19 protein-coding genes are annotated in these 20,711 nt (G+C 66.0%); 7 read left to right on the top strand and 12 right to left on the bottom strand.

Annotated features, from left to right (window positions below; translation table 11 throughout):
- Positions 1–72: 72 nt before the first annotated feature.
- From ACSQ22_RS11410 to ACSQ22_RS11400, 3 genes are all read right to left on the bottom strand, one after another.
- Entirely contained in the window at positions 73–1,902 is a 1,830-nt protein-coding gene (locus tag ACSQ22_RS11410) for an FG-GAP repeat protein (protein ID WP_436130345.1), read from the bottom strand.
- A 132-nt stretch (positions 1,903–2,034) separates the two neighbouring features.
- On the bottom strand, positions 2,035–2,499 hold the full coding sequence (gene ybeY / locus ACSQ22_RS11405) for an rRNA maturation RNase YbeY (protein WP_436130344.1): 465 nt from the start codon (positions 2,497–2,499) through the stop codon (positions 2,035–2,037).
- A gap of 63 nt (positions 2,500–2,562) precedes the next feature.
- On the bottom strand, positions 2,563–3,519 hold the full coding sequence (locus ACSQ22_RS11400) for a PhoH family protein (RefSeq protein WP_436130343.1): 957 nt from the start codon (positions 3,517–3,519) through the stop codon (positions 2,563–2,565).
- Between the two features lie 47 nt (positions 3,520–3,566).
- Between ACSQ22_RS11400 and ruvA the strand changes: the two genes are divergently transcribed.
- From ruvA to ACSQ22_RS11370, 6 genes are all read left to right on the top strand, one after another.
- Entirely contained in the window at positions 3,567–4,142 is a 576-nt protein-coding gene (gene ruvA, locus ACSQ22_RS11395; RefSeq protein WP_121507662.1) for a Holliday junction branch migration protein RuvA, read from the top strand.
- Positions 4,143–4,213: 71 nt separating this feature from the next.
- Complete coding sequence (locus ACSQ22_RS11390) at positions 4,214–6,148, top strand: trypsin-like peptidase domain-containing protein (protein ID WP_436130342.1); 1,935 nt, start codon at positions 4,214–4,216, stop codon at positions 6,146–6,148.
- Between the two features lie 9 nt (positions 6,149–6,157).
- A complete protein-coding gene (gene ruvB, locus ACSQ22_RS11385) occupies positions 6,158–7,216 on the top strand; it encodes a Holliday junction branch migration DNA helicase RuvB (RefSeq protein ID WP_055396394.1) in 1,059 nt (352 codons plus the stop codon).
- Between the two features lie 35 nt (positions 7,217–7,251).
- Positions 7,252–8,538, top strand: a complete 1,287-nt coding sequence (locus ACSQ22_RS11380; protein ID WP_436130341.1) for an efflux RND transporter periplasmic adaptor subunit — start codon at positions 7,252–7,254, stop codon at positions 8,536–8,538.
- Positions 8,539–8,544: 6 nt separating this feature from the next.
- Positions 8,545–9,783, top strand: coding sequence for an ABC transporter permease (locus ACSQ22_RS11375; RefSeq protein ID WP_436130340.1), 1,239 nt, complete (start codon positions 8,545–8,547; stop codon positions 9,781–9,783).
- A complete protein-coding gene (locus tag ACSQ22_RS11370; RefSeq protein WP_436130339.1) occupies positions 9,783–10,520 on the top strand; it encodes an ABC transporter ATP-binding protein in 738 nt (245 codons plus the stop codon). The genes ACSQ22_RS11375 and ACSQ22_RS11370 overlap by 1 nt, the downstream gene beginning before the upstream one ends.
- A 106-nt stretch (positions 10,521–10,626) precedes the next feature.
- Here the strand turns inward: ACSQ22_RS11370 and ACSQ22_RS11365 are convergent, their stop codons facing one another.
- The 7 genes from ACSQ22_RS11365 to ACSQ22_RS11335 form a co-directional block, all read right to left on the bottom strand.
- Positions 10,627–12,471 carry a lysoplasmalogenase family protein gene (locus ACSQ22_RS11365; protein WP_436130338.1) on the bottom strand — a complete coding sequence of 615 codons (1,845 nt, stop codon included), beginning with the start codon at positions 12,469–12,471 and terminating at the stop codon, positions 10,627–10,629.
- A gap of 79 nt (positions 12,472–12,550) precedes the next feature.
- Positions 12,551–13,717 carry a DSD1 family PLP-dependent enzyme gene (locus ACSQ22_RS11360; RefSeq protein ID WP_436130337.1) on the bottom strand — a complete coding sequence of 389 codons (1,167 nt, stop codon included), beginning with the start codon at positions 13,715–13,717 and terminating at the stop codon, positions 12,551–12,553.
- A complete protein-coding gene (locus ACSQ22_RS11355; protein WP_436130336.1) occupies positions 13,701–14,342 on the bottom strand; it encodes a histidine phosphatase family protein in 642 nt (213 codons plus the stop codon). The genes ACSQ22_RS11360 and ACSQ22_RS11355 overlap by 17 nt, the downstream gene beginning before the upstream one ends.
- Positions 14,343–14,393: 51 nt before the next feature.
- On the bottom strand, positions 14,394–15,011 hold the full coding sequence (locus ACSQ22_RS11350; protein ID WP_436130335.1) for a DUF4136 domain-containing protein: 618 nt from the start codon (positions 15,009–15,011) through the stop codon (positions 14,394–14,396).
- A 55-nt stretch (positions 15,012–15,066) separates the two neighbouring features.
- The gene (ttcA, locus tag ACSQ22_RS11345; protein WP_436130334.1) at positions 15,067–16,047 is read right to left on the bottom strand and encodes a tRNA 2-thiocytidine(32) synthetase TtcA; all 981 of its coding nucleotides are present in this window, start codon (positions 16,045–16,047) and stop codon (positions 15,067–15,069) included.
- 4 nt (positions 16,048–16,051) lie between these two features.
- Positions 16,052–16,423: a dihydroneopterin aldolase gene (locus tag ACSQ22_RS11340; protein ID WP_008907163.1), complete on the bottom strand. Its 372-nt coding sequence runs from the start codon at positions 16,421–16,423 to the stop codon at positions 16,052–16,054.
- 26 nt (positions 16,424–16,449) lie between these two features.
- On the bottom strand, positions 16,450–17,235 hold the full coding sequence (locus ACSQ22_RS11335) for an SDR family oxidoreductase (RefSeq protein WP_431151754.1): 786 nt from the start codon (positions 17,233–17,235) through the stop codon (positions 16,450–16,452).
- A 15-nt stretch (positions 17,236–17,250) separates the two neighbouring features.
- On the opposite strand from ACSQ22_RS11335, the gene ACSQ22_RS11330 reads away from it, so the two are divergent.
- Positions 17,251–18,369, top strand: a complete 1,119-nt coding sequence (locus tag ACSQ22_RS11330) for a class I SAM-dependent methyltransferase (RefSeq protein ID WP_436130476.1) — start codon at positions 17,251–17,253, stop codon at positions 18,367–18,369.
- A gap of 118 nt (positions 18,370–18,487) precedes the next feature.
- On the opposite strand, the gene eutC is transcribed toward ACSQ22_RS11330, so the two are convergent.
- The gene (gene eutC / locus ACSQ22_RS11325) at positions 18,488–19,297 is read right to left on the bottom strand and encodes an ethanolamine ammonia-lyase subunit EutC (RefSeq protein ID WP_431151755.1); all 810 of its coding nucleotides are present in this window, start codon (positions 19,295–19,297) and stop codon (positions 18,488–18,490) included.
- Positions 19,294–20,703, bottom strand: coding sequence for an ethanolamine ammonia-lyase subunit EutB (locus ACSQ22_RS11320; RefSeq protein ID WP_436130333.1), 1,410 nt, complete (start codon positions 20,701–20,703; stop codon positions 19,294–19,296). The genes eutC and ACSQ22_RS11320 overlap by 4 nt, the downstream gene beginning before the upstream one ends.
- Positions 20,704–20,711: the final 8 nt, after the last annotated feature.

Below are 20,711 nucleotides of genomic sequence, written 5' to 3'. Positions count from 1 at the left end.
TGTTTCCTGGTGAAGGTTCGTTTCTGCGCGCCGGGTCAGTGGGTGCCTATGGGGACATCGCGCTCGAGGCCGTCAATACAGGTACACCGAGCCGCCGGTTCCAGGCTGAACGGTGTTGGGGTCTGTTGCGCTGGTGGCCTCTGATCGAGAGGCTATTGCAAGCGTATTTCCATCTGCCGATAGTGCTATGGCCTGGCTGAAATCAATGTGGCTGGCCGTGTTACTGGCCTTGAGGTAGGCCCGCTGGCTCCAGGCGTTGCCGTTTTGCGTGAAGAGGTAGGCAGCGCCCGCGAGCCTTGCGGAGTTGTCCGTTGGGTCGCCATTGATGCCGACGGCCTTGCTCATTTCCGCAGGTGCCCCCACGGCCACTGTGCGGCCGTCCGCCGACATTGCGAGCGTTCGGCCAAATCCCTCCAATTTTTCGGAGATGGCGGGTTTTAGGAGTGCCTGCTGGCTCCATTGGCCGACCTGCCGGTGGAATGTGTACACGGTCCCCGGCGCAGCCGTGTCCGGAGGGGAAACTGGGCGCGGCGTGACGGCATCGGTATATCCAGGAGCGCCCACCGCCAGCGTGTTTCCGTCGGTGGACAGTGCGAGCGCGGTGCCGAAAGCGGTGGATTCGATGACCGGGGGTTTCAACGCTGTTTGCTGAGTCCAGGTTGCACCATTGCGGGTCAGGACATAGGCCGCCCCCACGCTGCTCACATACCGCCCACTCGGGTGGAGGGCATCTGGAGCCAGAAAGCCTTTTCTGTGGGGGGCGCCGACGGCCAGCGTCTGCCCATCTCCCGAGATGGCCAATTGGGTGCCAAAGCGGTCACTATCTTCGGCTTCGCTGGAAGTGACCCGGCTATGGACGGTCCATGTGTCGTTGTTGCGCGCGTACACATGGACCGCACCCCCAAAGTTGACCTGACTGGGTGTATTGAGACCGTTGTATTCGCCGGGCGATCCCACGGCCAATGTCTTGCCGTCTGCCGAGAGGGCCAAGGCTGACCCAAAAAAGGTGCTGGGTTGCAACACCTCCAGCACGGGTTTGATATAGGCCTGTTGCGCCCAGGTTCCCGTTGTGCGCGTGAACACATAGGCGGCCCCCGCCCCAAATACGGATGTGTCGGCCTGATTGCCATTGACCCCCGACGCATTGCTCGATTCGGCGGGCGCGCCAGCGACCAGTGTGTTGCCGTCCGCCGAAAGGGCCACGGTGGCACCAAAACTGCCGCCTTGGTTGCTGGCCTTGACATAGGCTTGCTGATCCCACCGGCCGTTGACTCTGGCATACACGTAGACTGCGCCGCTATAGTCGGTTGCTTCGGATGGAGATGGATCGCCATTGATGCCGTGCGACGCGCTGCTGTCCCCGGGTGCACCGATTGCCAGGGTAGAGCCATCGGCCGATAACGCCACACCCCTGCCGAAGTCATGGGTTCCGAAGCGTCCGGACCAGCGGGGTGCAGGCGCGCTGGCCCGGAAGTACCCGATGGCACGGGTCAAGTCGGGCACCACGGCGCTGGTGAAAGCGCCGCAGCCGCTGGCATCGCAGGCGCGCAATCGGTAGCTGGCGTTCACACGCTCGTACAACAGTTGTGTGGCCAGGCTGTGCGCGTAACTGTTGGGGGCGATGGCTCCACCCACCTGGGCTTCGGGCAAGGGGCCGAGGCCGTCTGGGTCCTCCACCAGTTCGTAATGTGTGGCGCCTGCCGTAGCGCTCCAGTGGAACAGGTAGCCCTTGGTGTCGTAGCTGACCGAGAAGCCGGAGGGGGCAGTTGTTTTGTCCAGGGACGCATCGCCACTGCCTCCACCACAGGCGCTGATCGCCAAAGCAGCAAAAACACCCGTTGCACTGAACTGAAAGGCGCGCAGCAGCATGCGCCGTGCCTTCACATCTGGTAAATGCATCATTTCCAACTCCCTGAAAGTTGGAAACTTTTATACCACCTGGTAAAGGAACAGAAGTACTGATACCTTTTGTTTCCGGGACGTTTTGGTCTGTGTTCCAAAGACTGGGGCTGAGTGCCCCCCGCAACAGGGGAGCTATGGTCCAGTGGCGTAAGGGTCTGCAAACCCCAGTTCGCGCAGGATGTCCGTTTCGTAGGACTCCATGGCCTGTGCATCTTCTTCACTGGTCTCGTGGTCCCAGCCCTGGGCATGCAGCGTGCCATGCACCAGCATGTGGGCGTAGTGTTCTTCCAGGCTTTTGTTCTGCTCTTTGGCCTCGCGCTCGATCACGGGGGCGCACAGCACCAGGTCGGCCGTTACCAAGGGCTCCTGGGTGTAGTCGAAGGTGAGCACGTTGGTGGCGTAGTCCTTCTTGCGGTACTCGCGGTTGAGCTGCTGGCCTTCTTCGGTGCCCACGATGCGCACGGTGATCTCGGCATCGGTGGCCAGCGCGTGTCGAATCCAGCGGGTGACCTTGTGGCGTGGCAGCACGGCGCGGTGGGCGGCGGCTCCGTCGAACGGGCCGAACTGCAGCGACAAGGAGAGTTGGTTTAAAGACATTTTTGCTATTTTTGGCCGTCAGCGCTTGATGGATAAGCACTGAAAGCTATCAAAATGATAGTACTAGTCCTGGCTGCGAGAAGCCGGGGCGCGGCGCGGCGCGTCGTAGGCATCCACAATGCGCGCGACCAGCGGGTGGCGCACCACGTCAGCCGTGGTGAAGCGGGTCACGGAGATGCCCTTCACCCGCTTGAGCACCCGCTCTGCATCAATCAGGCCGCTCATGGCCCCCTTGGGCAGGTCGATCTGGCTCACGTCGCCCGTGACCACGGCCTTGGCGCCAAAGCCGATGCGGGTGAGGAACATCTTCATCTGTTCGGGCGTGGTGTTCTGCGCTTCGTCCAGGATCACGAAGGCGTTGTTCAGCGTGCGCCCGCGCATGAAGGCCAGCGGCGCGATTTCCAACGCATTGCGCTCGAAGGCCTTCATCACCTTGTCGTAGCCCATCAGTTCGTACAGCGCGTCGTACAGCGGGCGCAGGTAGGGGTCCACCTTTTGCGCCAGATCGCCGGGCAGAAAACCCAGGCGCTCGCCCGCCTCGACGGCCGGGCGGGTCAGCACAATGCGCTGCACGGCGCTGCGCTCCAGCGCATCCACGGCGCAGGCCACGGCGAGATAGGTCTTGCCGGTGCCTGCAGGGCCGATGCCAAAGGTGATGTCGTGGCTGGCGATGTTTTCGAGGTACAGGTTTTGTGTAGGCGTGCGGCCGCGCAGGTCGGCCCGGCGGGTGTTGAGCACAATGGCGCCTTCGGGCGCCTCCACCAGGGCGGAGTCTCCGGCCAGCATGAGCTGCAGGTGGTCCTCGGTGATCGGGCGTTCGGCCATCTCATACAGCGCCTGCAAAAGCTCCATCGCCTGCGTGGCCTTCGCTTTGGGGCCGTCCACCTTGAACTGCTCATGCCGGTGCGCAATGCTCACCGAGAGGGCCACTTCGATGGTGCGCAGGTGCGCGTCGGCCGGGCCACACAGGTGCGTGAGTCGGGTGTTGTTGTGGGGGGTGAAGGTGTGGCGCAGGATCACGCGGATAATTCCCGTTGGATCGCCGCAGTGCGCGGCAAAGGACATCAATGATAGGCAAATTGACCGGCACCCTGCTGGAGAAGAATCCCCCCGAGGTGCTGTTGGACTGCCATGGCGTGGGCTATGAGGTGAATGTGCCCATGAGCACGTTCTACAACCTGCCCGCTGTGGGCGAAAAGGTGAGCCTGCTGACCCAGTTCATTGTGCGCGAAGACGCGCAGCTGCTGTATGGCTTTGCCACGGCGCCCGAGCGCCAGGCGTTCCGTGAGCTGATCAAGATATCGGGCGTGGGGCCGCGCACCGCGTTGTCCATCCTGAGCGGCATGGGCGTGGCGGATCTGGCCCAGGCCATCACGCTGCAGGAGGCAGGCCGCCTGGTCAAGGTGCCGGGAATTGGCAAGAAGACGGCCGAGCGGCTGCTGCTGGAGCTCAAGGGCAAGCTGGGGGCCGACATGGGCGCTGCCCACGGGCCCGCAGCCAGCGACGCACAGGCCGACATTCTTCAGGCACTGTTGGCTTTGGGCTACAACGACAAAGAGGCTGCGGCGGCCCTCAAGGCCCTGCCACCAGAGGTGGGTGTGAGCGATGGCATCAAGCTGGCACTGAAGGCGTTGGCCAGGTAGTGCACTTGCGGGTTTGTTGCGGCAGTTGTTTTCGTGTTCAATGGCGGTTTTGACCGGAGCGAGGGAAAGAAATGAAAAATGGAATGATGTGGCGGATGGGCGTTGCCTGGGGTGCGGCGCTTGCCTTGTTGGCCGGATGCGGCGGAAGCGGTACCGAGGCCAGCGCGCAAAAGGCGGCCTCTGTGCTAATGGTGGATGGCTGGGTGCAGCCCGCCAGCGTGGACCAGGGTGTCTCGAACATCAAATCCCGCAGCGCGCTTGTCACAGCGCCCACGCCTTCCCGGGTGAGCCTGGGAGCCTTGGATGCCTCCAAGACGGCTACGCTGGGTGGCGGTATCGGCCCACGCCAGGTGGGTACAGCGCGCGATGTGGTGGCCACCCGCGCCGCAGCCCAGACACAGCAGCAGTTGCAGTGGAAGCCCACCGCCACTGGCGGTAAGGTGGCTGCTATCAGTTTTTCTGCCGAAGGCGCGTACGGATTGCGCCTGGGCGTAGTGGTCAAGGCGCTGCCACAAGGCACAGTGCTGCGTGTGTACAGTCAGGCCAACGCCTCCAAGGTGTTCCAGATTTCCGGCCAGGAAGTGCTGCAGCGCATTGAGCGCAATGCGCAGGCGGGCGACACCACCCTGGACGGTCAGACCTGGTGGACGCCAGATACCGGATCGGACGAGGCCACGCTGGAGCTGGAGTTGCCCGTAGGTGCGGATGCCAGCACGGTGGACATCTCGGTGCCGCGCGTGTCGCACATCTTCGATAACCTGTCGATCCCTACGGAGGCAGAACTCTCCACCAAGATCAACGAATCGGCTTCGTGCCACCTGGATGCCACTTGCTACGATACCTATGCGACTGAGCGCAATGCCGTGGCGCGCATGTTGTTCACGTCCGGTGCCAACACCTATCTGTGCACGGGCACATTGCTCAATGACAGCCGGTCTTCGGGCACGCCGTATTTCTTGACGGCCAACCACTGCATCTCCAAGCAGTCCGAAGCTGCCTCGCTGCAGACCGACTGGTTCTTCCGTTCGCCAACGTGCAACAGCCGCACCCTGTCGAGTGCCACCGTCCAGCGCGTCAACGGCGCATCGCTGCTCTACGCCTCGGGTGCCATGGACATGGCCCTGCTGCAGCTGAACGACACACCTCCTGCAGGGGCCGTCTTTGCCGGTTGGGATGCGGGCACCCAGGCTTTGAGCACACCTGTGGTGGGCCTGCACCATCCCCGGGGCGACCTGCTCAAGGTCAGCCTGGGTACGTTGAACAGCCTGATTTCCTGCACTCCCACCAGTGAAACCCAGTTCCAGTGCAGCGGCACAACGGGCAACTACTACCAGGTGAACTGGACCCAGGGCACCACCGAAGGCGGCAGCAGTGGCTCGGCCTTGTTCAAGGGTGGCACACATGTGATCGGTACGCTCTACGGCGGCGGCTCCAGCTGCACGGCCACCACGGTCCCCGATTACTATGGCCGTTTTGACGTAGCGTTCAACGCAGCGCTCAAGAACTGGCTGTCGTCTGCCACGCCACCCACTGGCCCCACGGGGCGGGTGCCTGTCTATCGCTTCTACAACAGCGCTGGCCTGGAGCATTTCTACACCAGCAATGTTGGCGAGCGGGATCTCCTGATCAAACAGTTTGGATCGAACTTCATCTACGAAGGTCCGATCTTCTACGCTTACCCCGTTGAAGGCTCCAACCAAGACTCCAATCTGTTCCCCGTGTACCGCCTGGTCGATCTGGCGCGCAAGATGCATCTCTACACGGCCAACCCAGCAGAGCGCGACGGGCTGGTCCGTGCATTCCCCACTGTGGCCCTGGAAGGCACGGCATGGTGGGGTCAGGCTGCGCCGGGCAATGGTGCTATGCCTGTCTACCGCTACTTCAACCGCAGCACGAACACCTACTTCTACACAACCAGTGCAGCGGAGCGCAACTACATCAACGCCAACCTGAGCCAGCAGTACCTTGAAGAAGGCATCGGCTTTTATGTCTGGGCGGACAAGTAACCGCGCTGCATGACCATCCAGACCGACGACTTCGCCCCCGCCCCCGCAAAACGCGTCATCTCGGCCGTGCCCGCATCGCCTCAAGAAGAGGCGATCGAGCGCGCGCTGCGCCCCAAGCTCCTGCAGGAGTACGTGGGCCAGGCGAAGGCGCGCGAGCAGCTGGAGATCTTCATCGGCGCGGCGAGGAAGCGGGGCGAGGCGCTGGACCATGTGCTGCTGTTTGGCCCGCCTGGTCTGGGAAAGACCACGCTCAGTCACATCATTGCGGCTGAGCTGGGGGTCAACCTGCGCCAGACCAGTGGCCCTGTGCTCGAAAAGCCCAAGGACCTGGCGGCGCTGCTGACCAACCTCGAAAAGAACGACGTTCTTTTCATTGACGAGATCCACCGCCTGTCGCCTGTGGTGGAGGAAATTCTCTACCCCGCGCTGGAGGACTACCAGATCGACATCATGATCGGCGAGGGGCCTGCGGCGCGCAGCATCAAGCTCGACCTGCAGCCCTTCACGCTGGTGGGCGCCACCACACGTGCGGGCATGTTGACCAACCCGCTGCGCGACCGCTTTGGCATCGTGGCGCGGCTGGAGTTCTACACAGCCGAAGAGCTGGCCCGCATCGTCAAGCGCAGCGCGGGGCTGCTCAATGCGCCCATGGATGAAGAAGGCGGCTTTGAAATTGCCCGCCGCTCGCGCGGCACGCCCCGCATCGCCAACCGGCTGCTGCGCCGCGTGCGCGACTACGCCGAGGTCAAGGGCGACGGGCGCATCACCAAACCCATTGCCGACAAGGCGCTGGCCATGCTGGATGTGGACCCGCAGGGTTTTGACGTGATGGACCGCAAGCTGCTGGAGGCGGTCATCCACCGCTTTGATGGCGGCCCCGTGGGGCTGGACAACATTGCCGCCAGCATCGGGGAAGAGGCGGGCACCATCGAAGACGTGATTGAGCCCTACCTCATCCAGCAAGGCTTTTTGCAGCGTACGCCGCGTGGGCGTATTGCCACGCTGGCGGCGTTCCGACACCTGGGGGTGGCGCCGCCCAAGGCAGCTGGAGGGCTGTTTTCTGAATGACGGAAGGCACAGCGCATGGCAACCAGGGCAGATCTGTGAATAGGCGCTGGTTTGCTGTTGCGTTGGGCGCTGTCGTGCTGGTGGTGGCTGCCTTCACCGGGGTGATGGCGCTGCGTGGTCCGCAGGTCGATGCCCTGTTGGTGCAGTCGGCGCCGCTGGTGCGCACGCTGCAGTTTTCGGCGCGCGTGGCCACGTTGTCGCGGGTGGATGTGGGCAGCACCGTCACCGGCCGCGTGGCCCAGGTGCAAGTGACAGAAGGCGCGCAGGTGCGCCGGGGCGACGTGCTGGTGCAACTGGAGTCCGACGAGCTCGCGGCAGCGCTGGCGCAGGCCGTGGCGGCCGAGCGCCAGGCGCAGTCCCGCCTGGTAGGCCTGCGCAGTAGCGGCCGCAGCGCTGCACAGGCAGCGCGCGCACAGGCCAATGCCACCCTGCAAGCGGCCAGCGCCAGTCTGGCGCGGGTGCAGCAGCTGGTGGCCCAGGGGTTCTATAGCGCCGCGCAGCTCGATGAGGCGCAGCGCGCCGTCGATGTGGCCCAGGCGCAGCAATTGAGCGCGCAGGCACAGGTCCAGGCCAACGCCGATGCGGGCACTGACGTGGTCCAGGCGCAGGCGCAGCTGGCGCTGGCCCGGGCGGCCACGGTGGCGGCCCAGGCCCGCCTGGCGCAGACCACGCTGGTAGCCCCGGCCGATGCCCGCGTGCTGGTGCGCGACGTCGAGCCCGGGCAGATCGTGCAGCCTGGCAAGGCCTTGCTCAGCCTGGCGCTGGCCGGGCCCACCCAGCTGGTGGCACAGGTGGACGAACGTTTTCTGGACCAGTTGCTGCCGGGCCAAAAGGCCTCGGTGGTGGCCGATGCCTTTGCGGGCCAGCGCTTTGCAGCGCGTGTGCTCACCATCGCACCCTCGGTGGATGCCCAGCGCGGTGCCATCGAGGTGAAGTTTGCGCTGGAGCAGCAGGCCCCCGCCTTTCTGCGCGAGGACATGACCTTATCGGTCGAGGTAGAGACTGCGCGGCGCGAGCGGACCCTGGTACTGCCCCAGGCGGCCCTGCGCGGCCCGGTGGAGGGCGACCAGGCGACGGTGCTGGTGTTGCGGGAGGGGCGCGCCCAGGCCCGCCCCGTGCGGCTGGGGCTGCGCACACTGGACGCTGTGGAGGTACTGGACGGCCTGGTCGAGGGCGACACCGTGCTGAGGGGCGGTGCCGTCCAGGCGGGCGACCGCGTGCGTGCCCGCCCGGTGGCCTGGTCCGCAGGTGCGGCCACCGCCGTTTCCCCCACCCCGGGGGGCGATGCCGGCTCCGCATTGACGAACGCCATGGGCCGCTGAGCCGCCATGTGGATCTGGCCTGGCTTCGAGTTGCGCGTGGCGCTGCGCTTTCTGCGCGAGGGCCGCATGCAGACCGTGCTCATCATCGTGGGGGTTGCGGCGGGGGTTGCGGTCATTGCCTACATCTCGGCGCTGATCAGCGGCTTGCAGTCGAACACCCTGGCCAAAACACTGGGCGCCCAGGCGCACATCACCCTGCGGGCGCCGGACGACCTGGTCATACCGGCAGCCCCTGCCTTGCCTGGCACCGCTGCGCTGACCGAAACCCAACCGCGTGCCCAGCGCCTGCGGTCCGTGGCCAACTGGCAGGCGCTGGTGCCGCTGCTGGAGCGCTTGCCCGAAGTCGCCGGGGTGTCGCCCATGGTGTCCGGCTCAGGCTTGGCGCTGCGCGGCGAGGCATCGCAGGCCATTGCCCTGATGGGCGTGGACCTGGATCGCTATGACCGCGTGGTGGGGCTGCGCTCCAAGGTGGTCAGTGGCACGGCGCGGTTGTCACCGGGCGAGGCCATCGTGGGGCGCGAGCTGGCCTCCGACCTGGGCGTGCGCGTGGGAGACCGCCTCACCGTGCAGACGGGCGGCGCGGGCGGTACGGTGAGTGATTCGGTGCGCGTCACCGCGCTGGTGGACCTGGGGGTGAAAGACCTGAACCGGCGCACCGTGATCGTGCCGCTGCGCGCGGCGCAAAGCCTGCTGGCGCTGCCGGGTGGTGCCAGCCAGCTCGACCTGACCTTGAAGGACGTGTGGGTGGCACAGACCCTGGCGCGTGCGTTGCAAATGCAGTTCCCCTACAAGATCGAGAGCTGGCAAGAGAGCAATGCCCAGCTGGTGTCAGCACTCAATGCGCAGTCCATCAGCACCTCCATCATCCGGGGCGTGGTGTTGGCGGTGGTGGTGCTGGGTATTGCCAGCGTGCTGGTGGTCTCGGTAGTGCAAAAGGGCCGGGAGATCGGCATCCTGCGCGCCATGGGCGCCACGCGGGGCCAGGTGCTGCGCGTGTTTCTGGTGCAGGGCGCCGTGGTGGGTGCGCTGGGCTCGGTGCTGGGCCTGCTGCTGGCGGTGGCACTCATCTGGGTGTTCACGCACTTCGTGCGGGGCTCGGACGGCATGCCGCTGTTTTCGATCACGCTGCCGCCTGCCATGGCGCTGCAAATTGCGTTACTGGCGTCGGTGTGCGGCGTGCTCGCGGCGGTGGCGCCCGCGCGGCGCGCAGCCGCGCTGGATCCGGCGCAGGCCATCAGGATGTGATGAGCGCCGCCGCCGCCCCCGAACTGATCGTGCTCCACGCCGTGCGCAAGAGCTACAACCTGGGCCGCCCCAGCGAGGCCGAGGTGCTGCACGGCATCCAACTGCAGGTGCGCCGGGGCGAGTTCATCGCGCTGATGGGGCCTTCCGGCTCGGGCAAGAGCACGCTGCTCAACATCCTGGGCCTGCTCGAACGCATGACGACGGGCAGCTATCTGCTGGACGGCGAGGCGGTGCAGGGTCTGGACGATGCGGCACTCACCCTGCGCCGGCGCAGCACCCTGGGTTTTGTCTTTCAGTTCCACCACCTGCTGCCTGCTTTCTCCGCGCTGGAGAACGTGACGCTGCCGGCCCTCATGGCCGAAGGCCGCGTCAGCCCCGCCCACCGCGATCACGCGCGCAGCCTGCTCGACGCCGTGGGCCTGGCCCAGGCCATGGACAAGCGCCCCGCAGAGCTGTCAGGCGGCATGCAGCAGCGCGTGGCCATTGCGCGCGCGCTGGTCATGAACCCGCCGCTGGTGCTGGCCGATGAGCCCACGGGCAACCTGGACACCGCGTCCTCTGCCGAAGTGTTTGCCCTGCTGCGCCGTATCCATGCCGAGCGGGGCACGAGTTTTGTGGTGGTCACGCACGACCCCCGGCTGGCCGCGCGCTGCGACCGGCTGGTGGAGCTGATCGACGGCCGGATTGCCCGCGACGAGGCCATCACTGTGGGCGTGGAGCCTGCGCCCAGTGGGTGAGCTGCAGGCAGGTGATTTGCTATCAAATAAATAGCTATTCGCGCTTGATACTGAGGCGCTGGCGGCCATTTTGGTTAAAAAACCATCGCACAGAACACACAGGTGCTCAGGAGGAGCGTGAAGCCGTCCCTGGGGCGATGTTCGGAGCCCTGTCCCGAGCCATGTGCGTGCGGCCCTCTTCTCCGGCCGCGCCCGTTCGCTGCACTGCGGTGGCAGGCACCGAGGCCTTGCTGGCCAGCCATCCACTGACGATCAGCGCCTGCGCCGCATAATACGTGGCCAGCACCCAGACCTGCGCCATCGGCAGCGGCATCACAAACCGGTTGGTGGCCAGCAGCGAGTCGCTGAGCATGAAAAACCCGGCGCCGACCGCTACCAGCAGCGACGGCGCGTCGCGCAACACCGTCGCCCGGCCGATGGCCTGGGCCGCCATCAGCGCGATCACCAGCACATAGGCCGCCACCGGCGCGCGCAGTGCAGGCGGCAGGCCACCCGTCCACAGAAAGGCGTACATGGCCACGCCAATGCCCAGTGTGGCGGCCAGCGCACCCCGGTGCGGAAACCACGCTTGCCCGCTTTTGAACAGCGCCACATAGAACAGATGCGCCACCAGAAAACTCACCAGGCCCGGGATGAAGAAGCCCTGGAACATGAGGAACACATCCCCGGCCAGCGATCCGGCCAGCGCGGCCGCGAGGAGAAGCAGGGTCTTTGGGTTAAATTGGCCTCTAGCGCTTGGCGAATAAGCACTGGCAGCTACCAAAACAAGAGCAAAAACCATCGTCAGCGGCTTGAACAGCCAATGCCATTCCATGAACCCCATCGCGCTGGTGGCGGTGGCCAGCGCGCCGCTTTGCAGCATCAGCGCCATCAGCGCGGTGATACGTCCCTGCATCACTGCGCCCAGCGACCATTGCACCGTCAGCAGCACCGCAAACCAGATGGCGTTGCGCGCCAGCGGCGCCGCATCTGCCTGCCAGAGAAAAGCCGCCACGACCGCCAGCAGCAGCGCGAACTGCACCAGCGCAAACCACTGCGCGGCGCGCGACATCGGCGGGTGGTACAGCTGCATCTGTGCCATGCTGAAGGCGGGCTTGGGAAAGCGCTCTGCCACATCGGCAGGCCGCCAGCCCGGAGGCTTGACCCAGACCTTGAGCTTGTCGAGCCAGCTGCGCGCATGCCAGCTGTCATGTGCCAGCCCTGCGTACACCTGCGCGTTGGCCCAGAGCGGGTCCCAGCTGTTCAGCAGGCCGCGCGTGCCGTACACACACTTCTCCTGGTCGTCTTCGTCCTTGAAGGTGCCAAAGACCCGGTCCCACAGGATCAGGATGCCGCCATAGTTCTTGTCCAGATAAGCGTCGTTCACCGCGTGGTGCACCCGGTGGTTGCTGGGGCTGCAAAACCAGCGGTCAAACCAACCGAGCTTGCCCACCTGCTCGGTGTGCACCCAGAACTGGTAAAGCAGATCGATGAGCGCCACCACGCCAAACACCAGCGGCGGCACGCCCGCCAGTGCCATGGGCACATAAAAGATCCAGCCCAGCAGCGCGCCCGAGCTGGTCTGGCGCAGCGCGGTGGAGAGGTTGTAATCCTGGCTCTGGTGGTGCACCGCGTGCGCGGCCCACAACACGGCCGATTCATGCCCCATGCGGTGCAGCCAGTAGTAGCACAGGTCGTAGAACACCAGTGCCAGCAGCCAGCCGGGCAGGCTGGTCCAGAATGCATCGTTGCGCCACAGCGCCACGTGCTCGAACAGGGCCGTGTAGATGCCGATGCGCAGCAGCCGGGTGAACACTGCGCTGGTCTGGCTCAGCATGCCCAGACTGATGCTGCTGACGGCATCGGCCAGGCGGTAGGTGTTGCGCTGCCTTCTGTAGCCCACGGCCAGTTCGATGGCGATCAGCAAAAAGAAGACGGGGGTCGCAAGGACAATGATCTGGCTGGGGCTCATGTTGCCGGATTGTGGTCCAGCAGCCAGCTCACACCGGGGCAGGTGAACCCCTATAGCCCCGGTGTTTAGAGGGCTGCGCCTATGTCAGCGCTCCCCGTGCATCCACCTGGATGATGCGCTCCACCGTGCCGGCCGCCAAACCGCCGCGCACGCCGATCAAAAAGTCATGCAGGTTGACCGTGGGGTCGCAATGGCCAGGGATGAGCCAGAGCATATGGCCCAGGCTGGGCAGGCGGGCATCGGGAGCGTCCGCGTAGAGCAAGCCATGCTCGTCGCCCCCGTTGGCATAGCGCAGGGTGCGGTCGGCGGGCAGCAGGGCCACCGTGGGCAGGCCGGAGTCAATGGCGTGGCTCTTGTGACCGGCGTCGCACACGGCGTGGGTGTCGCGCACCGACACCACCTGGGTCTTGACGTACAGCGCATGTTCAAACGCGGGCTGCGCGGGATCGCGTTCGTTGCGCGCGTAATCTGCGTCCATGAACAAAAACGAGCCCGCCTGCAGCTCGCCAAACACGCCGCTGGCAGCCTCGTGCACCAGGGTGCCGGTGCCTGATCCGGTGACCAGCGGCACGGGCAGCCCGGCGGCTTCGATGAGCTGGCGCGTGTGATCCGCCGCGCGCACCACGGCGGCGATGGTCTCGCGCCGACCCACGCTGCTGGCCAGGTGCTGCGCGCGGCCATGGTAGGCCTGCAGGCCCGCGAAACGCAGGCGGGGGCTGCGCGACACGGCCAGCGCCAGTGGCACGGCGGCTTCGCCCGGTGGCACGCCGCAGCGGCCCTGGCCCACGTCGATCTCCACCAGCACGTCGATGCCCGCATCGCTGCCAGATTGCGCCATGGCTTCGGCCAGGCGCTCAATGCCGTCGATGTGGTCCACGGCCATGCCCAGGCGCCCGCCACGCGCCGCCAGCTGGGCGGCCAGCCGCGCCACGCGGTGCAGCTTGGGCATGGCGATGACCTGGTTGGTGATGGTGATGTCATCGACCCCACCGGCGGCCAGCGCCTCCGCCTCGGCCACCTTCTGCACGCACACGCCCTGGGCGCCCGCGCGTTGCTGTAGCAGCGCGATTTCGGCACTCTTGTGCAGCTTGGCGTGGGGGCGCCAGCGCACCTGGTGCTTGCGCGCAAAGTCGGCCATGCGCTGGATGTTGCGGTCCATGGCGTCCAGGTCCACCACCAGGGCGGGGGTGTCGATAGCGTCCACCCGCTGGCCGATGGTGGATTGCAATTCAGGCGTGGTTTTCATCGCGCAGGACGATCTGGTCAAGGTGTTGGGTGTCTGCCCAGCCGACGAGGGTGAGGCCGTCGGGCGTCCACAGCAGGCGGTTGATGGCGGCGTTGGACAGTTGCCAGGTGCGCGGCGCCTGGATGTCCTGGCGCGTGGCCAGGCGGTACAACACATCGAGCACGCCGCCGTGCGCCACCATCACCACCTGCTCGCCCACATGCAGCTGCGCCAGGACGGTCACGGTGCGTTCGATGCGCTCGCGCAGCGCGACGAGCGACTCGCCACCTTCGGGTGTGTAGTGCGGATCGCGCTTGCGCCAGCGCAGCGCGTCTTCGGGCAGCTCGGCCTCGATCTCGGCAAACGTGCGGCCCTGAAAGTGGCCAAAACTACGTTCGCGCAGGCCGGGATTGGTCACCAAAGGCGCGCCCGTGGTGCGGGCCACGGCCTGGGCCGTGGCGTGCGCGCGCTGCAGGTCGCTGGTGTAGATGGCGGCAATCGGTTCACCCACCAGTGCCTGGGCGACCTGATCGGCCTGCCACAGCCCGGTGTTGTTGAGCGGAATGTCCAGGTGGCCCTGGATGCGGGTGTCCACGTTCCAGGCGGTTTCACCGTGGCGGATGGCAATGATGCGGGTAGCGTGCATGTCAGTTTTCGATGGCGTTGGATGTAGCTCGCAGCCGCTCAGGGGAATGTTTCATTTTTGCGCCAGGGGCAGGCGCACCTGTCGAGGGCCCTGGGGTGGCTTTGGAAAGCCATCGAGTGCGGCGTCAAACAGCACGCCATAGACGGCCGGGTCGCTCACCCACACATCTTCGTGCACGGCCGAGGTTTCGTACACCACCGCCTGGGTGTTGGCATCGCGCATCACGATGCTGACAGCGCGGCGGTGCAGGGGCGTGGGCTCGCCAAAGCGCCACATGCCATGCACGCCCCAGCCTCGGCCATACCAGCCACCCACGCCCCAAGGGCCGGGGCCATACGCACCGTAGGGCCCGTAGGGGCTGAAAGGATCGTTGCGCGGCACCGTGTCAGCCTGCACGCCCAGTTGCACCCGCAGGCGGGGCGCGGCATCGTCGCGTTGCAGGCCGGCGCGTGCCAGGGACTGTTCTGCCAGTGCGGCGATGGCGTCAAACGATGGGGTTTGCTGCGAAGGCAGGCGTTCGATGCGGTAGGTGGCAGGTGCAGGCGCGGCCGCCAGGGTTGAGAAGCTCTGTACTTGCCCGTCGACCACGCGGGTGGTGCTGCAGCCCGCGAGCAAGGCGGTTGCCAAGCCCTGTATAAGAAGGGGAATCCATCGGCGTTGCGTTGTCATGGTCAGACGCTCCAGAAAAAGAAGTCTCCATGAGAGTGCCCCAGCTTGCCAGGGTTCACGACAGTTGCACCACCTGCACGCCGGGCAGCGTGGGCGAGGGCGCCACAAACTCTTCCTTGTCAAACGCCTTGTCGCCGTCTTCGCTGGCGATGCCCGTGGCCTTCGCGTTCTTGAAGTCGTACAGGCTGCCGTCCAGCAGGTGCGATGGCACCACGTTCTGCAGCGCATTGAACATGTTCTCCACCCGGCCCGGGAAGCGCTTTTCCCATTCGCGCAGCATCTCGCCCACCTGCTTGCGCTGCAGGTTCTCCTGGCTGCCGCACAGGTTGCACGGGATGATGGGGAAGTTGCGGTGCGCAGCCCAGCGGGTGGTGTCCTTCTCGGCCACGTAGGCCAGCGGGCGGATGACCACATGCCTGCCGTCGTCGCTGACCAGCTTGGGGGGCATGCTCTTCATCTTGCCGCCAAAGAACATGTTGAGCAGCAGCGTCTGCAGGATGTCGTCGCGGTGGTGGCCCAGCGCGATCTTGGTGCAGCCCAGCTCATCGGCCACGCGGTACAGAATGCCCCGGCGCAGGCGGCTGCACAGGCTGCAGGTGGTCTTGCCCTCGGGGATCAGCTTCTTGACGATGCTGTAGGTGTCTTCGTTCTCGATATGGAAGGGCACGCCGGTGCTGGCCAGGTATTCGGGCAGCACATGCTCGGGGAAGCCCGGCTGCTTCTGGTCCAGGTTCACCGCCACCAGGTCAAAGTGGATGGGGGCGCGGGCCTTGAGCTTGAGCAGGATGTCGAGCAGCGCATAGCTGTCCTTGCCGCCGGACATGCACACCATCACCTTGTCGCCTTCTTCGATCATGTTGAAGTCGACGATGGCCTTGCCGACCTCGCGGCACAGGCGCTTTTCCAGCTTGTGGGTTTCGCGCTCGATCTTCATGCGGGCGGCGCCGCTGGTGGCTTCGGTGCTTTCCTCCGTCCAGCCTGTGGATTGGGCGGAGCCGGGGTTGGATGTGAGGGCTTCGTTCAATACTGCGCTCATGGGGTCACCACTGTCCTGTCTCGATGCGAATGGCCACTTCGCAGTCGTCAAAAATTTCGAGTTTGGCAATCTTCACCCGCACCCCCAGCACGCCGGGCAGCTGCATGAGGCGGTTGGCCAGCTTGCCGATCAGGCTCTCCAGCAGGTTCACATGCTCTGCGGTGCACTCGTCGATGATGATCTGGCGCACACGGCGGTAGTCCAGCACATGGCCGATGTCGTCGTCGCGCGGGGCCAGCGGCTGCACACCCAGGCTCAGTTCGGCATCGACCTGGATGGGTTGCGGGTCGGTCTTTTCGTGGTCGAGGATGCCCAGGTTGGCGTCAAAGCGCAAACCGGTGAGCGTGAGGATCTGGGTGCCTGCAGCGGTGGTCATGAATAGGTCCTGGAGTGAGCGGGCGCTCACATCAAAGAGAAATCGCGGTCAAACTTCATCAGATGCTGGCCACCGTCGACCAGCAGCGTGGTGCCGGTCATCGACCGGTTCTCCAGCGCAAACTTCACCGCACTCGCCACGTCCTCGGCGGTGGACGAGCGGCCCAGGGGGCTGAGGGAGTGCAACTGGGCAAACTTTTCGTCGCTGAGCATGTGGCTGGTCAGCGTGAGGCCCGGTGCCACGCCCACCACGCGCACGCGCGGCGCCAGGGCGATGGCCAGCATGGTGCCCGCAGCTTCGAGTGCAGCCTTGGAGAGCGTGTAGCTCACAAAATCGGGGTTCTGATTCCAGAGCTTCTGGTCCAGCAGATTGACCACGACGCCCTGCGCGTCGGCCTCGCCCTGGGCCGCGCGGTCGGCCACGTGCTGGTGCAGCGCCTGGGCCAGCAGCACGGGGGCGGCGGTGTTGCTGCGCAGGTGCTTTTCGAGCGCGGCAAAACCAAAGGTGGCGGCATTGTCATGCTCGAACAACGAGGCGCTGTTGACCACCGCATCGACACGGCCAAAGTGCGCCACCACGCGGGGCAACAAGCCGCGCACGGCGGCCTCATCCTCAAAATCAGCATCAAAATGGGCGCTAGCGCTTGTCAGTTGTACGCAAGCAGCTACGGTATCGATAGCATTCTGCTGCGATGAGCGATAGTGGACCGCCACCTGCCAGCCACCCGCCGCCAGGGCCAGCGCAATGCTGCGGCCCAGGCGCTTGGCGGCGCCTGTGACCAGAACGGTGCGTGGGTGGGAGGGAGTAAGCATGTGGGCTGGGAGACAATGCGGGCCGTGACCCAAAGACCCGACAGTTTAACGACCGCCCTGCACCAGCACATCACCCAGGCCATTGCCGCCGAGGGCGGATGGCTGGGTTTTGACCGCTTCATGGCCTTGGCCTTGTACACGCCCGGCCTGGGCTACTACGCCAACGATTCCACCAAGTTCGGCGCCATGCCCGAGTCCGGCAGCGACTTTGTGACCGCGCCCGAGATGACCCCACTGTTCGGCCAGACGCTGGCCGTGCAGGTCGGTGAGGCCCTGGCGCACACCGCCACCGACGAGGTGTGGGAGTTTGGCGCGGGCTCCGGCGCGCTGGCGCTGCAACTGTTGGAAACGCTGGGCGATCAGGTGCAGCGCTACACCATCGTCGACCTGTCGGGCAGCCTGCGCGCGCGCCAGCAGGCCAAGCTGGTGGCGCACGCCCACAAGCTGCGCTGGGTGGATGCCTTGCCCGAGAAATTCAGCGGCGTGGTGGTGGGCAACGAGGTGCTCGATGCCATGCCCGTGCAGCTGCTCGCCCGCCACGGCGGCCAGCAGGGCGGTGTGTGGCACGAACGCGGCGTGGTGGTGGCCGAAGACGGCCACTTTGCCTGGGCCGACCGCCCCACCGACCTGCGCCCGCCCATCGACATCGAAGGCCCGCAGGATTACCTGACCGAGATCCACGCCCAGGGCGAAGGCTTCATGCGCATGCTGGCCGACCGGCTCACGCGCGGTGCAGCCTTCTTGCTGGACTATGGATTTGGCGAAGACGAGTACTACCACCCCCAGCGCCACATGGGCACCGTGATGTGCCACCAGGGCCACCTGGCCGATGGCGACCCGCTGGTGGCGGTGGGGCTCAAGGACATCACCGCCCACGTCAACTTCACCGCCATGGCGCTGGCCGCGCAGGAGGCGGGCCTGAACGTGCTGGGCTACACCACGCAGGCGCATTTCCTCATCAACTGTGGGTTGCTCCCCAAAATGGAGCAACAACCGCAAGTCCAGCGGGCGACAGCGGCCAAATTGATCATGGAACACGAGATGGGCGAGCTGTTCAAGGTGCTGGCCGTGGGCGCGGGCGAGCCCTGGGAGCCGCTGGGGTTCAGCCACGGCGACCGTTCGCACCGGCTGTAGGCGGCGCTGGTGGCCTTGCCGTCTTGCTCTAGAGCAGAGATGGGAAGGCGTTGCAGCGCGGGATCAGAGGCTCGCGGTCGGTTTGGGGCTGCTTTGCGCGGTGTGCCTTGGGGGGGGCTCAACCCAGCTGCGCTGCGTCGCCGCCCTGGTAAGCCGTTAGCGTCACCGCATCGCTGCGGTCCTTCAGCCCCACCCCCGTCAGCCCCAGTTGCCGCGCCTCCTGGCATAGCCACCACAGGCGTGCAGCGGCGGCGGCGGGGGGCAGACCCTCGGACCGCACGTTGGAGATGCAGTTGCGCTGCGCATCGTTGCGCCCCACCTGCGGGTGCCAGGTCAGGTAGATGCCCAGGCTGTCGGGCGAGCTGAGGCCCGGCCGCTCGCCAATCAGCACCGCCGCCAGGCGCGCGCCCAGCAGTGCGCCCACCTCGTCACCCAGCGCCACGCGGGCCTGCTGGGCAATGACCACGGGGCCCAGCTGCCAGCCGGCGGGCGCCTGTTGGCGAATCGCGTCGATGAGCGGTGGCGCCTGCCGCGCCACAGCCAGGGACGAGAGGCCGTCGGCCACGACCAGCAGCAGGTCGATGGGAGTGGTTCCGTTTGCCGAGGACTCCCGCAGCGCCTGCGCATCGGCGTCGCTCAGCCGCCGGCCCAGGTCGGGGCGCAGCAGGTAGGTGGCACGGTCGGGGGCGGCGCTGTGCACGGGGAGCGTTGCGCAGCCCTGGGCCTGCAGCTGGGTGGCCAGCGCTTCGGCGTCCAGCGGGATGTGCACGGCATCGCGCGCCTGCGCATGGGCCAGGCCAAAACGCAGCAGCTCGGCCGTGGGCAGGGCTGCGCCCGCACGCCCCAGGGCCAGGCGCGCCTGGGTGTGGGCGCGCAGGTCCTCCCAGGGGTCGGGAGGGATGCCGTGTGGCGCTGGTTCGTGTGTCATGCGCCCAGCCTCCATTGCCGCATCTGTGCCAGCGCCGGGTGTTGATCGTGGGCAGGCAGCAGGCGTCCGCCTGCATCGGTGATGTGCATGCGCTGCAGCCAGGCGCCAAACTCGGGTGCGCACTGCAGGCCCAGCACCTCGCGCAGGTAGAGCGCGTCGTGGAACGAAGTACTCTGGTAGTTGAGCATGATGTCGTCCGCCCCCGGCACGCCCATGATGAAAGTCAGGCCCGCCGTGCCCAGCAGCGTCATCAGTGTGTCCATGTCGTCCGAGTCGGCCTCGGCGTGGTTGGTGTAGCAGACATCACAGCCCAGCGGCACGCCCAGCAGCTTGCCGCAGAAGTGGTCTTCCAGGCCAGCGCGGATGATCTGCTTGCCGTCGTACAGGTATTCCGGGCCGATGAAGCCGACCACCGTATTGGTGAGCAGCGGCGCAAACGCGCGGGCCACGCCATACGCCCGCGCCTCGCAGGTCTGCTGGTCCACGCCGTGGTGCGCGTTGGCCGACAGGGCACTGCCCTGGCCGGTTTCAAAGTACATCACGTTGTCGCCCACTCCATCGCCAAAGTTTTTTCCGCGCCGCAGGGACAGTGCAGCCTCGCGCGCTTCTTGGAGCAGCGCCAGCGAAATGCCAAAGCTCGCGTTGGCCGCCTCGGTGCCCGCAATCGACTGGAAGACCAGGTCCACCGGCGCGCCTTGTTCCACCATCTGGATGGTGTTGGTCACATGCGTGAGCACACACGACTGGGTGGGGATCTGCAGCCGCTCGATCACATCGCCCAGCATGTGCACCAGCCCGGTGAGCGCTGCGATGCTGTCGGTGGCGGGGTTCACGCCAATCACCGCGTCGCCCGCGCCGTACAGCAGGCCGTCGATCATCGACGCCGCGATGCCACGCAGGTCGTCCGTGGGGTGGTTGGGCTGCAGGCGCACGGCCAGGTGGCCCGGCAGGCCGATGGTGTTGCGAAACCGCGTGACCACGCGGCACTTGCGCGCCACGGCGATCAAGTCCTGATTGCGCATCAACTTGCTCACGGCCGCCGCCATCTCGGGCGTGATGCCGGGTGCCACGGCGGCGAGCATGGCGCCGTCGGTGCCGTGGGCCAGCAGCCAGTTGCGGAAGTCGCCCACGGTGAGGTGGGCGAGGGGCGCGAACGCGGCGGCGTTGTGGGTGTCGAGGATGAGGCGCGTGACCTCGTCGCTTTCGTAGGGAATGAGCGCCTCGCTCAGAAAGCGCGACAGGGGAATGTCGGCCAGGCACAGGCGCGCGGCCATGCGCTCCACAGCCGATGTGGCCGCCACGCCCGCCAATGCGTCACCCGAACGCAGCGGCGTGGCCTTGGCCATCACTTCGCGCAGGTCGCTGAACTGCCAGCGCTGGCCGCCGATGGTGTGCTGGTAGGTCATGGTGTGCG

The organism is Acidovorax sp. LjRoot38 (genome assembly GCF_964252975.1).
Classification (GTDB): Bacteria; Pseudomonadota; Gammaproteobacteria; order Burkholderiales; family Burkholderiaceae_C; genus Acidovorax; species Acidovorax facilis.
Note: the sequence above shows the minus strand (reverse complement) of the source record. Positions and strands in the feature narration are given on the sequence as shown.